This is a genomic window from Haloarcula sp. Atlit-7R (assembly GCF_003666065.1).
Taxonomy (GTDB): domain Archaea; phylum Halobacteriota; class Halobacteria; order Halobacteriales; family Haloarculaceae; genus Haloarcula; species Haloarcula taiwanensis.
This window is the reverse complement of record NZ_QXIK01000002.1, coordinates 258,159-272,107: the sequence shown is the minus strand read 5'-3', so window position 1 is coordinate 272,107 and position 13,949 is coordinate 258,159. Positions and strand designations below refer to the sequence as shown.

General features: G+C 64.5%; 12 protein-coding genes and 1 pseudogene. 6 read left to right on the top strand and 7 right to left on the bottom strand.

Features of this window, described 5'->3' with window-relative positions; genetic code table 11:
* Positions 1 to 31 precede the first annotated feature (31 nt).
* Together D3D01_RS05395 and D3D01_RS05390 are read right to left on the bottom strand one after the other, a co-directional pair.
* Positions 32 to 1,330 (bottom strand): DUF362 domain-containing protein, encoded by a 1,299-nt coding sequence (locus tag D3D01_RS05395; protein ID WP_121511486.1) that lies wholly within the window; start codon positions 1,328 to 1,330, stop codon positions 32 to 34.
* A 120-nt stretch (positions 1,331 to 1,450) separates the two neighbouring features.
* The gene (locus D3D01_RS05390) at positions 1,451 to 2,452 is read right to left on the bottom strand and encodes a serine hydrolase (protein ID WP_121511729.1); all 1,002 of its coding nucleotides are present in this window, start codon (positions 2,450 to 2,452) and stop codon (positions 1,451 to 1,453) included.
* A gap of 150 nt (positions 2,453 to 2,602) precedes the next feature.
* Between D3D01_RS05390 and D3D01_RS05385 the strand changes: the two genes are divergently transcribed.
* Positions 2,603 to 3,373: an IclR family transcriptional regulator gene (locus tag D3D01_RS05385; RefSeq protein ID WP_121511485.1), complete on the top strand. Its 771-nt coding sequence runs from the start codon at positions 2,603 to 2,605 to the stop codon at positions 3,371 to 3,373.
* A 55-nt stretch (positions 3,374 to 3,428) separates the two neighbouring features.
* On the opposite strand, the gene D3D01_RS05380 is transcribed toward D3D01_RS05385, so the two are convergent.
* Positions 3,429 to 4,592, bottom strand: a complete 1,164-nt coding sequence (locus tag D3D01_RS05380; RefSeq protein ID WP_053967361.1) for an acyl-CoA dehydrogenase family protein — start codon at positions 4,590 to 4,592, stop codon at positions 3,429 to 3,431.
* 82 nt (positions 4,593 to 4,674) lie between these two features.
* Between D3D01_RS05380 and D3D01_RS05375 the strand changes: the two genes are divergently transcribed.
* Positions 4,675 to 6,144: an aldehyde dehydrogenase family protein gene (locus D3D01_RS05375; RefSeq protein WP_121511484.1), complete on the top strand. Its 1,470-nt coding sequence runs from the start codon at positions 4,675 to 4,677 to the stop codon at positions 6,142 to 6,144.
* Between the two features lie 169 nt (positions 6,145 to 6,313).
* Here the strand turns inward: D3D01_RS05375 and D3D01_RS05370 are convergent, their stop codons facing one another.
* A complete protein-coding gene (locus tag D3D01_RS05370; protein ID WP_121511483.1) occupies positions 6,314 to 7,969 on the bottom strand; it encodes a long-chain-fatty-acid--CoA ligase in 1,656 nt (551 codons plus the stop codon).
* 171 nt (positions 7,970 to 8,140) lie between these two features.
* Here D3D01_RS05370 and D3D01_RS05365 point away from each other — a divergent pair, with 171 nt between their 5' ends.
* Both D3D01_RS05365 and D3D01_RS05360 read left to right on the top strand, forming a co-directional pair.
* On the top strand, positions 8,141 to 8,935 hold the full coding sequence (locus tag D3D01_RS05365) for an enoyl-CoA hydratase/isomerase family protein (RefSeq protein WP_121511482.1): 795 nt from the start codon (positions 8,141 to 8,143) through the stop codon (positions 8,933 to 8,935).
* A 43-nt stretch (positions 8,936 to 8,978) separates the two neighbouring features.
* Complete coding sequence (locus tag D3D01_RS05360) at positions 8,979 to 10,049, top strand: phosphotransferase family protein (RefSeq protein ID WP_121511481.1); 1,071 nt, start codon at positions 8,979 to 8,981, stop codon at positions 10,047 to 10,049.
* Positions 10,050 to 10,178: 129 nt separating this feature from the next.
* Here D3D01_RS05360 and D3D01_RS05355 read toward each other — a convergent pair whose 3' ends face one another.
* Entirely contained in the window at positions 10,179 to 11,396 is a 1,218-nt protein-coding gene (locus tag D3D01_RS05355; RefSeq protein ID WP_121511480.1) for an acyl-CoA dehydrogenase family protein, read from the bottom strand.
* Between the two features lie 168 nt (positions 11,397 to 11,564).
* Between D3D01_RS05355 and D3D01_RS05350 the strand changes: the two genes are divergently transcribed.
* Positions 11,565 to 12,260 carry an HAD family hydrolase gene (locus D3D01_RS05350; RefSeq protein ID WP_121511479.1) on the top strand — a complete coding sequence of 232 codons (696 nt, stop codon included), beginning with the start codon at positions 11,565 to 11,567 and terminating at the stop codon, positions 12,258 to 12,260.
* Positions 12,261 to 12,299: 39 nt separating this feature from the next.
* Here D3D01_RS05350 and D3D01_RS05345 read toward each other — a convergent pair whose 3' ends face one another.
* Together D3D01_RS05345 and D3D01_RS24485 are read right to left on the bottom strand one after the other, a co-directional pair.
* On the bottom strand, positions 12,300 to 13,109 hold the full coding sequence (locus D3D01_RS05345; protein WP_101350867.1) for an SDR family NAD(P)-dependent oxidoreductase: 810 nt from the start codon (positions 13,107 to 13,109) through the stop codon (positions 12,300 to 12,302).
* A gap of 249 nt (positions 13,110 to 13,358) precedes the next feature.
* Entirely contained in the window at positions 13,359 to 13,505 is a 147-nt protein-coding gene (locus tag D3D01_RS24485) for a hypothetical protein (protein WP_233563257.1), read from the bottom strand.
* On the opposite strand from D3D01_RS24485, the pseudogene D3D01_RS05340 reads away from it, so the two are divergent.
* Positions 13,446 to 13,831 (top strand): annotated as a pseudogene (locus D3D01_RS05340) (MaoC/PaaZ C-terminal domain-containing protein). The gene D3D01_RS24485 and the pseudogene D3D01_RS05340 overlap by 60 nt on opposite strands.
* The last annotated feature ends 118 nt before the right edge of the window (positions 13,832 to 13,949 follow it).

Below are 13,949 nucleotides of genomic sequence, written 5' to 3'. Positions count from 1 at the left end.
GACGCACGGCGGGACTGTCGCTACCGAAGAGTTAGTCCCGGGTAAACGACGCAGTGCCGTCGGTGAACGCGAGCGACTCACGCTCGGTGACTTCGGCGGCGGGCGGCAAGTCCTCGACGAGCGGCTCGGAAACGTGGAGCACCGAGAGCTCCTGTGTGGACTGGATCCAGACGATGCGGACCGTGTCGGGGTCGTAGCCGCCGAGCGCAGACAGCGCCGTCCGGATAGCGAACTCGTCGTCCGGCGCGACGAGCGGGAGCTTTGCCTTCGCCGTCGACCCGCTGGTGAGTGCGTTCGCGTACGTCTTCTGCAGGTCCAGCTGGTCGACAGCGGCCCGGCGGGTGATGTCGGCCAGCCCGATGCCGTTGCCGTTGCCCTTCGTCGCCTTGGTGAGTCCACGGGCGTAGAGCAGCTTGATCGACGGCTCGTCGGGGTCCGGTGCGTTGAGAACGCGGTAGCGGCCGATGACGTTCGTGTCCATTCCCGCGCCGGAGACATCCTTGCCGAGTTCGTCGACGACGAGCAGGTCGATGTCGTCGACCGGGAGCGTCGCCATCTCGTCGTACGCCCGTTCCAGCAGGGCGGGCTCGCGGTCGGCGAACGAGCCCGCGGGAATCGCCTCGACGTGGGCCGTCTCCTCGTGGAAGTTCTCGACCAGCGCGATGCCGCCGACAAGCGGCAGCGCCGACTCGACAACCGGGAGCGCGGCTTCCAGCGCCTCCACGTACCCTTCCGTGATAGCTGTCGAGTGGAACGCCTTCGCGCCGTGTTGCTTGCCCAGCCCGACGACGGTCATCTTCGTCAGACCACTCTCGATGCGACCGCTGTAATTAGTGTGGGGTTTCACTCGGTTCACGACGATCACGGCATCCGCTTCCTGTGCCGCCGTCGAAACGTGGACTGGAAACTCGGTGTCACCGACGGTGACGGTGTCGACCTGCTCGGTGTCCATCCGGGCGTCGATGTCGGCGTCGAGGCGCGATTCGGTGATCCCCAGACTCTCCAGCACTTCGCGCTGGCCCTCCGGCGTCGCCCCGCCGTGGCTCCCCATCGCCGGGACGACGACCGGCTCGAAGCTCCGGTCACGAACAGCCGCGACGACAGCCTCGGCGATGTCGTCGATACGGTGGATGCCGCGGCTGCCGACGGCGACGGCGACAGTCGCACCCGGTGCCAGCCCATCAAAGTCGAGACGGCCGAGTTCGGCGCGCGTCGCAGCCGACGGGTCGTCGACGGCGGCCGTCTCAGGCTCGTACTGGATACGAGCGAAGTCCGGCAGCGGCTGTGGGGCAATGAGATGGTCCACGTCGCCTCGGTCTGGGAAGTTCATACCAGAGGGTTCGGGGCGAATCATACAAAAACCGCGGTCACACGGCGCTACCGTGGCTCGGAACACGATTCTCGTTCCAGAAGGTCAAAAGAAGCCTGCGACGAACCGCGGATGCCGCCGTTAGCCCTGTAACAACAGTCGGACAGCGTCGGAAAGCTGGCCGACGCGGGCGGCGTGTTCGAAGGACTCCTCGCGGATACCGTTCGTGACGAGCGCGAACCCGACGTTCAGTTCGGGGTCGCCCCAGCCGAACGAACTGCCGAGGCCGGCGTGGCCGAACATGCGCTCTTTGCTGGCGGCCCCGAACATGTCGGCGGCCAGCCCACCGGTCCAGACGCCGAGTCCGTAGCGAGCCGGACGCGACAGCGTGCCGTCGGACTCGGTTTCGGCGTGGGTCGTGGTCGCCTCGTCGACGGTCGCTTCGGTCAGCAGCTCCGTCCCGTCAAGCGACCCGCCGTTTGCGAGACAGGCGTAGAACCGGGCCATGTCCCGGGCAGTGCCGACGCCGTTGGCTGCGGGAATCACCGCCCGGCGCATCGCCGCCTGATTGAACGCCGCCGCGTACTCCGCGGCAGGGTCTTCGAGCCCCTCGTCGACATCGTGACACCGGTCGAACGCCTCGTGTCCGGTCAGGGTCGCCACGTCGTCGGGCTCGTCATCCCGCAGACCGATTCCGGTATCGTCCATCCCCAGCGGCTCAAACACGTTTTCGGCGACGTAGTCTTCGACCGGCTGGCCGCTACAGCGACGGATGAGTTCGCCGAAGGGGATACCGGCGGTGTGGCTGAGCACCTGCCGGACTGTGATCGATGCCTTTTGTGTGCCGTCGTCGGCAAACTCCGGCCAGTGCTCGACGACCCGGTCGTCGTAGTCGAGCTTGCCCTGTTTGACGAGCTGGTGCAGGCCGACACCGGCGAACGGCTTCGTACAGGAGAACAGCATGTGGCGTGTCTCGGGCGTCGTTCCGTCGCCGTCGGGACCCGTGGAGCCGCCAGCGAAATCGACGACCAGGTCGCCGTCAACGTACACCGCCAGCTGTGCGCCGTGGTGGAGTCCGACATCGAGCTGTCGCTCGAACTGGGCCCGGAGCTGTTCGATATCGCTTGCGCCAAGCTGTGGCATGGTCTGTGTTGATTCCGGGCGCATACTACAAGTTAGGTTCGGTTCGACAGCGGAATCGAACGGCGGACAGCTACTCGTTGCATTCGAGCTGTCGGACCCCGGTGGTCGAGTATGCGAAACGTTGATGTCACTAAGCGGTCACGAGCCCGTATGCTCGGCAACAAGAACGGCACGTCAGAGGTGTCGACGACCCGGACGTCATTCGAGATTCTGGCGCTGATTCGGGACGCGGGAGGCGCGACAATCGCAGACATCCGGGCAGAGACGGACCTGGCCAAGAGCACGGTGTATCGACACCTCAAGACGCTGCACGACATGAACTATCTCGTCGAAGAGGGCGGGGAATACCGGCTCTCGCTGCGGTTTCTGCAACTCAGCGAACCGCCGCGGATACGGCGACCGGGCTATCTCGTCGCCAAGCAGAAAGTCATCGAGCTGGCGATAGAGACTGACGAACGGGCGCTGTTTCTGGTCGAGGAGGGTTTCGAGGGCGTGTATCTCCATCGGGCCGGCGGCCGGAATCCGCTCCAGAGCGACACGATGATCGGCAAACGCCGGCCACTACACGCGCTCGCCTCGGGGAAAGCCATTCTCGCGGAGTGGTCCGACGAACGCATCGAAGAGTTCGTCGAAACCGCAGGCCTCAACAGACTGACGGCGAACACGATTACCGACCGGGATGCACTGGTCGAGGAACTCGAACAGGTCCGCGAGCAGGGCTATGCGACCAACATGTCAGAACACATGGACGGCCTGCGCGCGGCGGGCGTGCCGGTGTACAACCACGAGGACGATCTCATCGGCGCGTTAAGCGTCTTCGGTCCGAGCGGCCGGGTACGCCGGGCAGATATCGAATCAACGTACCCCGACCTACTGGAACAGAAAGCCAGCGAGCTGAAGATCGACCTCACGTATGATTGAGAAGTGCAGATTCGTGTGGGCGACATCCCGCATTCCGGAATGTGTCGGACGGACCCTACTCGAAGGCCGGGATGCCGGTCAGGTCGTGGCCGATGATGAGCGAGTGGATGTCGTGCGTTCCCTCGTAGGTATAGACGGTTTCGAGGTTCGTCAGGTGCCGCATCGGGGAGTAATCAGCCGTGATGCCGTTGCCGCCGAGCATCTCGCGGGCCACCCGTGACTGCTCGCGGGCCATCCGTGCGTTGTTGCGCTTGGCCATCGACACCTGTTCCGGGCGGAGGTCGCCGCGTTCCTTCAGGTCGGCGAGCCGGTGGGCGAGCAACTGGCCCAGCGATATCTGGGTCGCCATCTCCGCGAGCTTCTCCTGCTGGAGCTGATAGCCGGCGATCGGCTTCCCGAACTGCTCGCGGTCGGTGGCGTACTCGTGGGCGGTCTCGAAACAGTCCATGGCGGCCCCCACCGTTCCCCAGGCGATACCGTAGCGGGCCTGTGTGAGACAGGACAGCGGTCCCTTCATCCCCTCGACGCCCGGCAGGACGTTCTCCTCGGGAACGCGGGCGTTCTGGAGGCTGATCTCACCCGTAATCGAAGCCCGCAGCGAGAGCTTCTCGTCGATCTTGTTCGTCGTCACGCCGTCGCGGTCCGTCTCGACGAGGAAGCCCCGCACTGGGTCGCCGTCGGCGGAGGTGACCTTCGCCCAGACCACTGCGAGGTCGCTAATGGGCGCGTTCGTGATCCACGTCTTCGAGCCGTTCAGGACGTAGCCGTCGGCGTCGCGCTCGGCCGTCGTCTCCATCGCCGACGGGTTCGACCCGTGTTCGGGCTCGGTCAGACCGAAACAGCCCACCCGCTCGCCGCTGCCGAGTGCCGGCAGCCATTCCTCCTTCTGTGCATCGCTGCCGTAGGCGTGAATCGGGTACATGACGAGGGCCCCCTGCACGCTGGCCATCGAGCGCAGGCCGCTGTCGCCGGCCTCCAGTTCCTGCAGGAGGAGGCCATACGCCGTCTCACTGAGTCCCGGCAGGCCGTACCCATCGAGGTTCGGGGCGTAGAACCCGAGGTCGCCCATCTCGGTGATGAGATCCGTCGGGAACGTCCCGTCGATCCAGTGTTGCCCGACGTCCGGCTTGACTTCGTTCTCGACGAACTCTCGGGCCGTATCACGGACCATCCGCTCTTCCTCGCCGAGGTCGTCTTCGAGACCGAGGTAATCGATCATATAGGATCTGTGGCCGGAGTTCAATTAAGCGTTTGCCCGCTGCCAAAGGGATAAAAGTCCGTGGCGCTGTCGACACTATAGAATGTCACAACCAGATAGCCAGACGGCGTGGAACCAACTATACATTGACGGTGAGTGGCGCGACGCCGACGCATCTGAGACGATTCCGGTGACTAACCCCGCGACAGGCGAGAAACTCGCGGCAGTACCCGCCGGGACAGAGGGGGATGTCAACGACGCCTACCGGGCCGCCGACGCGGCCCAGTCCGACTGGGCGGCGCTGTCGCGCGAGGAGCGCAACGAGTACGTCCAGTCGATGATCGGAGTGATGCAGGACCGGCTCGACGAAATCGTCGAACTACTTGCGACGGAGTCAGGCAGTGTTCAGGCCAAAGCAACTGCCGAGGCCAACTTCGCCATGGCGGACTTCCAGAGCGCACTGGAGATGGTCCCGCCGGAAGAGGAGGTCCGCGATTCGATGTATCACGAGGACAAGGACCATCACATCGTCCGCGAGCCCGCTGGCGTCGTCGGGATTATCTCCCCGTGGAACTTCCCGCTACATCTCACGACGCGGGCGCTCGGCCCCGCGCTCGCGCTGGGGAACACCGTCGTTATCAAGCCAGCGACGGATACGCCGATAACTGGCGGCCTCCTGCTGGCCGACATCGCCGAGGAGGCTGGCCTCCCGGACGGCGTCGTCAACGTCGTGACGGGCCACGGCTCCGATATCGGCGACCGGATGGCCGGCCATCCGACCGCCCGTGTGATGTCGTTCACCGGGTCGACAGCAGTCGGCAGGTCCGTGGCCAGTCAGGCCGGAGACGCGCTCGCCCTCCCGGCGCTTGAACTCGGTGGCAACGGACCGTTCGTCGTCACCGAGGACGCCGACATCGAGGCAGCCGCCAAGGCCGGCTCTGTCGGCGCGTTCGATCATCAGGGACAGGTGTGTATCTCGATCAACCGCCACCTCGTCCACGAGGCCGTCTACGACGAGTACGTCGAGAAGCTCGTCGAGCACGCGGAGTCGCTGACCATCGGGAACCCGCTCGACGAGGACGTGGAGTTCGGCCCGATCATCAACGAGAGTCAGGTCGACCAGCTCACCTCGTTCATCGAGCAGACCGTCGACGCCGGCGCGACGCTGGAAACGGGCGGCGAGGCCGAGGACCTGTTCCTCGAACCGACCGTCCTCTCGGGGTGTACCAACGATATGTCTGCGGCCTGTAACGAGCACTTCGGCCCCGTCGCTCCGGTCATCCCGTTCGAGTCCGACGAGGAAGCTGTCGAACTCGCCAACGACACCGAGTACGGCCTCGCCGCGGGCGTCTACAGCGGTGATGTCGAACACGGTCGGTCCATCGCCGACCAGATCGACGCCGGGATGGTCCATGTCAACGACCACCCGATTCAGGACGAACCCAACGCCCCGTTCGGCGGGATGAAGAACTCCGGAATCGGCCGGTACAACGGCGAGTGGATCATGGACGAACTGACCGAGACCAAGTGGATCTCCGTCCAGCACGAAGAGCGCGACTACCAGCTGCTGTAACGTCCGAGCGAAGCGGCTGGTCCGCTCAAATCGATTGCGGAGGCCACTCGGAAGCAGAACTATCAGACAGCGCGTCGTTTATGTGCTGGCCCCCGAGCGGGCAGACAGAAATAGAATGCAGAGTCCGCACAGCACCTCTGAATCGCCGGTCAGACGGGCTATATCGTCATCACGTCGCCGGGGCGTTCTCGGCGACAGTTTCGATGACCGACTCGTCAACGTACTCGTCACGGAGCGTCTGTTTGGAGAACTTCCCGGTCGCGCCCTTGGGAATCTCGTCGACCAGACGGATGGCGTCGGGGACCCACCACGACGGGTACGACTCGGCGACGAGGTCTTTGATTTCTTGCCGGAGCGCGGCTTCGTCGGACACAGCATCGCGTGTGACGACGAACGCGGCGGGACGTTCGTCCCACCGCTCGTGGGGGACCGGGACGACAGCGGCTTCGACGACCTCGTCGTGACCCATAATCGCGTTTTCGACCTCGACGCTTGCTATCCACTCGCCGCCGCTCTTGACGAGGTCGTCCATCCGGTCGACCACGTCGACGTATCCCTCCGGACTCACCCGGACGATGTCACCGGTTTTGAGCCAACCGTCGTCGGTGACGGCCTGTTCGGTCGCGTCGGGGGCGTTGTAGTACTCCTGTGTGACCCACGGGCCACGCATCCAGAGTTCGCCCAGCGACTCGCCGTCCCAGGGAACTTCCTCGCCGTCGGTGTTGACGACTTTGAACTCCAGCCCGGCAAGCGGAAGCCCCGCGGAGTGGCTCCGCAGGTCGAACAGTTCCTCTTCCGGTAGGTCCGTCATTCCGGGCTTGGGCTCGTAGGCGTGCGTGACCGGTGACGTTTCGGTCATGCCGTACCCGGAGATGAGATCCACATCGAACTCCTGCTTGTAGTCTTCCATCAGTGACCGCGGCGTCGCGGACCCGCCACTGGTGAAGTATCGGACCGACGAGAAGTCCACGTCGCTCTCGCGGGCGTACTCGAGCAGGTCCATGAAGACGGTCGGGACCGCTGCGGAGACGGTCACGTCCTCCTCCTCGATAAGCTTCGCCAGGTCCTCGGCCGACGGGTTCGGCCCGGGGAGGACCGTCTTGGCTCCTGCAGCGATAGTCGTGAACGGGCGACACCAGCCGCTGACGTGGAACATCGGGACGTACGTCAGCTCCACGTCGTCGGTCTTGATTCCGGCCTGGCTAGTCATCAGCGACATGACCTGTGTCCAGTACATTTTCTGGGTGTACTCGACACCTTTCGGCTTTCCTGTTGTCCCGGACGTGTAGCACATCCCCGCCGGCTGGTCCTCGGGCAGTTGCGGGAAGGAGTAGTCGGGGTCGCCGTCGGCGATGAACGATTCGTAGTCGACGACCGGCTCCAGCGACGTTTCGGGGACGGTGTCACCCATCACTATGTACTGCTCGACGGAGGCAAACGCCGCCTCGTCGTACGCCGCTTCGAGCTTCTCCAGCATGACGGGGTCGACGATGAGAATCTCGTCCTCAGCGTCGGCCACGATGTGCTGGATGTGCTCGTCGGGCAGGAGGAGGTTAATCATGTGGACCTGTGCGCCCATGCAGGCGACGCCGTAGTAGGCCTCTTGATGCCAGTGGTTGTTCCAGGCGAACGTCCCGACTCTGTCCCCGCGTTCGATACCCGCCTGTTCGAGGGCAGAAGCTAGCTTCCGTACCCGTTCGGCATACTCCGCTATCGTGTATCGGTGAATCCCCTGATGCGTCCGCGAAACGATCTCGCTGTCGGGGAACACGTTTTCGCCACGCCACAGGAACGACCGGAGGTTAAGTGGTGCACTGCCTGGCATACTCCATGCCAACACACACCGATATCTTAAAACTAGTCCTGCTGAGTGTGGTGGCTGTTGGTGCGCCGAATTCAGTGCGTAGCCAGTATTCGATAAAACTGTAAACTAGCGGTAAATTTATACCGGAACCCTGTGAAGTGGCCCCATGCAGCTACGACAGAGGTATATCCGATGAGCGAGTCCGTACTGCTCTCCATCGACGACGGAATCGCCACCCTGACGCTGAACGAACCGGAGACGCGGAACGCACTCACACAGCCCGTATACGACGCGCTGGAGCACCACCTCGATACCATCGAGACGGCGTCCGATGTCCGGTGTGTCGTCATCGAGGGGACCGGCGAGTCGTTCTCGGCCGGCGGTGACATCAAGGGGATGAGTGAGCGACTCTCGAACGATGACCCGGCCGATGACGCCGTCAGCGAACTGGCCCGCCGAACCCGGGACACCATCGCCAGAGTCGTCGCACTGCCGGTTCCGACCGTCGCGAAGGTCGACGGGTCGGCCGTTGGGGCCGGCGCGAACCTCGCTATCGCCTGTGACATCCAGTTGGCGAGCGAGTCGGCCAGTATCGGCTTCGTGTTCCGGCAGGTCGGACTCAGCGTCGACGCCGGCACGTCGTATCTGCTCCCCCGCATTGTCGGGACCAACGTCGCAAAGGAACTGGTGTTCACCGGGGAGATTCTGGATGCCGAGCGGGCCACGGAGCTGGGCCTGTTCAACCGCGTCTACGACGACGAGGCGTTCGAATCCGAAGTCGAGGCGACCGTCAGCCGCATTGCTAATGGACCGACCATCGCTCTCCGGCATTCCAAGCGGCTGCTTCAGGACGGGCTGGAGAAGTCCTTCGACCGCGCACAGCGCGACGAGGCGACGGCTCAGAGCATCGTCTTCGAGACCGCCGACCACGAGGAGGGTGTCGAAGCGTTTCTGACCGACCGCCGACCGGAGTTCGTCGGACGGTGACACGACCCGCAGCTTTTCATGACGCGGACCGCAATCAGCAATCATGACTGAACACAGCAGCGACTACTACCAGCGATTGGTCGACGAACGTGCGCTCAAAGAGTTTCTCGCAAAGGAGATAGGCCCGGCCGAGACGTTCGACGTTGCGCGCCACGAGCAGGGTCACTCCAACGAGACGCTGTTTGTCACCTGGGGCGACCGAGAACTGGTCGTCAGGCGGCCCCCGCCGGGCCAGACCGCTGAGACGGCCCACGACGTGTTGCGGGAGTATCGCGTCATCGACGCGCTGCAGGACACAGCCGTCCCGGTCCCACCGACGGTGACGGCCTGTGACGACCAGACGGTCATCGGGAGCGAGTTCTACGTCATGACCCGCGTCGAGGGGACCGTCATCCGAGACGAAGAACCGGAGCGCTTCGCGAACGACGACGCCCGAGAGGCCGTCGGCACCGAACTGGTGGACACCCTCGCAGCCATCCACGAGGTCGATCCGTCAGCTGTCGGCCTGTCCAACCTCGGCCGCGCAGGCGGGTATGCGAAGCGCCAGGTCACGCGCTGGGGGAAACAACTGGCGTGGGCGTTCGAACGGACGACCGAGTCCCGAACCGTCCCCGAGCTAGAGCGGGTCGGCTCGTGGTTACAGGACGAGTGCCACGACGACCACCCGGAGACACTGGTTCACGGCGATTACAAGCTCGACAACGTGATGTTCGGCCCCAGCGGCAGCCCCGAACTCGCCGCCGTCTTCGACTGGGAGATGGCGACGCTGGGCGATCCACGGGCCGACCTCGGCTGGCTGCTCTCGTACTGGCGCGACGCCAAGGACCCGGAGCCGGAGATCCCCGACCTCGCGATGGAGTTCATCGAAGCACCGGGCTACCCGACCCGGACGGACCTGGTCGACCGCTGGGAAGCCCAGACCGGCCTGACGTTCGAACACGAGCGGTTCTATCGAACGCTCGCCGTGTACAAGCTCGCCGCCCTCGGCGAGATGTTCTACCGCCGCTATCTGGAGGGCAACGCCGATGATCCGTTCTACCCGCTGATGGAGGACCGCGTCCCCGCGCTGGCTGACCGTGCGATTCGGATCATTGAGGGCGACGAACCGCTCTAACAGGCAGGGACGCCGAGGACCCCGAACACGTGGCGGCGCGGGCCTGGAACTCGCTCACGCCTGTGACATCTGGATTGCGACGACCGGCTCGGAGTGCGAGTAGCGACCGTTGCCGGTGACGGCGCTGGCTTACTCGCGGTAGCGCCGCACCGGTTTCAGTTCCTCGCTGTCCACGTCCTCGAAGGCCTTCCGGGCGATGGTCCGGAGGTGAACCTCGTCGGCCCCGTCGACGATGCGGAACGTCCTGACCAGTTCGTAGAAGTCCGCAAGCGGGAGGTCCCGGCCGATGCCGTTGCCGCCACAGAACTGGACGGCGGTGTCGATGGCGTCCTGCGTCGCCCGGGCGGCGAACACTTTGCTCATCGACACCTCGACGCGGGCTTCATTGCCGGCGGCGATGGCGTCCGCGGCGGCCCGGACCAGCGCCCGCGCGGCCTGAATCTGTGTCTCCTGTTCGGCGATTTCAAACCGGACGTGTTGCTTGTCGGCCACAGAGTCACCGAAGGCCTGCCGTTCGGTGGTGTAGGCCTTGGCGATGGACAGCGCCCGCTTGGCCATCCCCGAGAAGCGCATACAGTGGGTGAGCCGCGCCGGGCCGAGCCGCTGCTGGACGTGCTGGAAGCCGTTGCCTTCCTCGCCGAGCAGGTGCTCCTCAGGGACGCGAACGCCGTTGAACTCGATCTCGGCGTGGCCCTTCGGGTCGCCCTGACTGCCCATGTGCGGGACGTTCCGAACGATGTCCACGCCGTCGGCGTCGGCCGGGACGATGAACACCGAACACCCCTGATACGGGTGCACGTCCTCGTCCGTCCGAGCGAAGACGAGCAGGATATCGGCATCGACGCCGCCGGTAGTCCACCACTTGTGGCCGTCGATGACCCACTCGTCGCCGTCCTGCTGCGCCGTGGTGCGTATCATCTTCGGGTCGGAGCCCGCGCCCTGCATCGGTTCGGTCATCGCAAAGCCCGACTGTATCTCGCCCTCGACGAGCGGGTCGAGGTACTCCGATTTCTGGAGCGCCGTCCCCTGCATCTCCAGCAGGTGCATATTGCCCTCGTCGGGCGCGTCGACGCGCATCGCAATCGGGCCAAGGAGGCTTCGGCCCGCTTCCTCGAACGTCGGCAACACGTCCCGGAAGTCATAGCCCATGCCGCCGTGTTCCTCGGGGATTTGCGGGGCGTACACGTCGTACTCCCGTGCAGCAGCGCGGAGGTCGCGAACTGTTGCGTCGGAGATCGCTGTCCCGCCCGCGAGTTCGCGCTCCCGCGGGATGACAACCTCGTCCATCAACGCTCTGGCGCGCTCGGCAAGCGCAGTCGCGGCCTCGGAATCGGTGAACGATATCATGGCACAGTCTCGCTCTCGCACGTCGTCATGATAAGTGTTGGAGCACAGCGAACGCGTGGTCGGTCGTTTATTCCACAGCGCGGTGCCCCGGCGCACCCGCCGCGACACAGCCACGGGACTCTGGGCGTCGGCGGTAGTTTCATACCCGGACCAGTCCAAGCCGCTACCGTGAACGAGAGGTCAGACATTGAGGCCGTCTTCTGGGATATCGGGGGCGTCATCCTTCGGATGGCGTCCGTCCGGGCGGCCCACCGCGAGTTTGTCGACCGCCTGTGTTCGGAGTACCCGGCGGCTGCGGATTCCGACGCGGCTCTCGACCGATGGCGGGATGTCCTCGGAACGTACTTCGGCGAGCGCGAGGGCACAGCGTTCCGACCGGCCCGCGAGGGGTACCGGCGGGCAATCGACGAGATTCTGACAGTCAGTCCCGAGGAAACTGAGTGGGAATCACTGTTCCATAGAATCCGCGACGAACAGGTCGAACCCAACCCCGACGCCATCGCAGCCATCGAGGCCTTGGCGGACGCGCCGCTCCATCAAGGCGTCGTCAGTGACGTGGACGACGACGAGGGCGAGCAACTGTTGCGGACCTTCGGGGTCTGGGACGCGATGGATTCGTACACCGCCTCAGAGGCCGTCGGTCGGACCAAACCGGACCCGGCGATGTTCGAAACGGCGCTCAGAAAGGCTGCGGTCGAACCGGCGCGGGCCGTGATGATCGGTGACCGCTACGAGCACGATATGCACGGCGGAACACGGGCCGGGCTGTGGACAGTCGCTTACGGGGCCGAAGACGGACCCGCTGTGGATATCACGCTCGACGACCTCCGCGAGCTGCCGGATTGGCTTGGCGTCTCGGAGTGAAGCCGGATTACGACCGCCGTTACTGGGACTCCCCGCTACTCAGATGTCGGGCGTCTCTTCGAGCCGTGGGACGCCAGCGGCGGTGATCGTCTGGCCGACGATGTACGACGATGCCGGGCTGGCGAGGAACAGCGCGATGTCGGCGATCTCCTCCGAGAGGCCGATGCGGCGCTCGACGGCCTCGCGGTCGATATTGTCGGCGCTGACACCCATCTGTGACTCGACGCCCGGCGTGGCGACGAAGCCCGGGGCGATGCAGTTGATGCGGATGTCACGGTCGGCCCACTCCGCCGACAGCGTGGATGTGAGATTGCTGACGCCGGCCTTTGCGGCCCCGTAGTGACTCATATACGGTGCGCCCTGTTCCCCGGCAACGCTGGAGAGGTTGATGACCGCCCCGCCGCCGTCCGCGGCCAGCGCTTCGCCGGCCGCCTGCGTGCAGTGGTAGGTCCCGTGGAGGTTGATGTCGACGATGGTTTTCCAGCCGTTCTCGCTGATGTCGTCGAACCCGGACATGAAGCTCGCGCCGGCGTTGTTCACGAGCACATCCAGCCCACCGAACTCGTCGACGGTCGCTTCCACCAGCGCCTCGACAGCCTCGCGGTCTGTCACGTCGCATTCGATAGCGACTGCGTCACCGGGCCGGTCGCTGTCGTTGATTTCGTCGGCCACCGGGCCGACGTTGTCCTGCTCGCGCGAGCAGACAACCACGTCGGCCCCGTCAGCCGCGAACTCCTCCGCGATTGCCCGGCCGATACCGCTCGATGCACCCGTGATAATCGCCCGCTGTCCCTCCAAGCGAAACCGCTCCGTGTGTGGCTTTGACATCGCATCGGACATCTCGGCCATCTGCAATAAAGCTACGTCCTGAGTTCTCTCTGCCGGATTCAGTTGAATATCGTTGAACAGTCAGATCAGACGAGTGGTGCCGCGTCTCCCTGTGGCAGCGTCGAGAGTAACGGACGAGCCCCGGTAGCATTAACACCGACGCGAGACACGGAGGGATGTGTATGTCCAGCAATAGTAACAAACCGGGGTCTAGGGACCAGCGGGTCCCAGCGGGGCAGTGGCAACTCGACCAGAAACCGGAGCGTCGTTTCACAGTCGCTTGCGAGGACCAGTAAGATGGCCGGCGAGTTCGACACAGTCGACGTTGGCGATAGCTTCACCACGTCGGGCCGGACCATCACCGAGGCCGACGTGGTCAACTTTGCGGGTGTCAGCGGGGATTTCAATCACCTCCATACGAACGCCGAACGGATGGCCGACTCGGGCTACGGCGAGCGCATCGCACACGGTGCGCTGGTGTTTTCAGTCGTCACTGTGGGTTGGTATGGCAGGCCCGCGACGAGGCCGAAAAGCGGCACATGGTCGCGTTCTACGGCATCGACCGGCTTCGGTTCATCAAACCAGTGTTTCTGGGCGATACGATTCACGCCGAAGCCGAGGTTGTCGACACAGAGCGCCGAGACCACCCGGTTGCGACAGGCGTCGTCCGGACTGAAGTCACTACGCTGAATCAGGCCGACGAAGCTGTGTTCTCGGCCGAGTCCCTCACGCTTCGGCGGTAGCCCGCGCCGCCGTACTGCTCGGGAATTTCCGGTTTGATCTCGTTTGCGTCGAACTCACGCACTGCTTCTCGGACTGTCGTCTGTTCGGCTGTCAGGCTAAACGCCACACCCAGTGTGT

What these genes read in the sequence shown, in the direction of transcription:
- D3D01_RS05395 (WP_121511486.1), bottom strand. Translation starts at nt 1,330, where the DNA reads ATGAACTTCCCAGACCGAGGCGACGTGGACCATCTCATTGCCCCACAG.
- D3D01_RS24485 (WP_233563257.1), bottom strand. Translation starts at nt 13,505, where the DNA reads ATGGAGGTGATTGAAATCCCCGCTGACACCCGCAAAGTTGACCACGTC.
- D3D01_RS05375 (WP_121511484.1), top strand. Translation starts at nt 4,675, where the DNA reads ATGTCACAACCAGATAGCCAGACGGCGTGGAACCAACTATACATTGAC.
- D3D01_RS05365 (WP_121511482.1), top strand. Translation starts at nt 8,141, where the DNA reads ATGAGCGAGTCCGTACTGCTCTCCATCGACGACGGAATCGCCACCCTG.
- D3D01_RS05345 (WP_101350867.1), bottom strand. Translation starts at nt 13,109, where the DNA reads ATGGCCGAGATGTCCGATGCGATGTCAAAGCCACACACGGAGCGGTTT.
- D3D01_RS05380 (WP_053967361.1), bottom strand. Translation starts at nt 4,592, where the DNA reads ATGATCGATTACCTCGGTCTCGAAGACGACCTCGGCGAGGAAGAGCGG.
- D3D01_RS05390 (WP_121511729.1), bottom strand. Translation starts at nt 2,452, where the DNA reads ATGCCACAGCTTGGCGCAAGCGATATCGAACAGCTCCGGGCCCAGTTC.
- D3D01_RS05385 (WP_121511485.1), top strand. Translation starts at nt 2,603, where the DNA reads ATGCTCGGCAACAAGAACGGCACGTCAGAGGTGTCGACGACCCGGACG.
- D3D01_RS05370 (WP_121511483.1), bottom strand. Translation starts at nt 7,969, where the DNA reads ATGCCAGGCAGTGCACCACTTAACCTCCGGTCGTTCCTGTGGCGTGGC.
- D3D01_RS05360 (WP_121511481.1), top strand. Translation starts at nt 8,979, where the DNA reads ATGACTGAACACAGCAGCGACTACTACCAGCGATTGGTCGACGAACGT.
- D3D01_RS05355 (WP_121511480.1), bottom strand. Translation starts at nt 11,396, where the DNA reads ATGATATCGTTCACCGATTCCGAGGCCGCGACTGCGCTTGCCGAGCGC.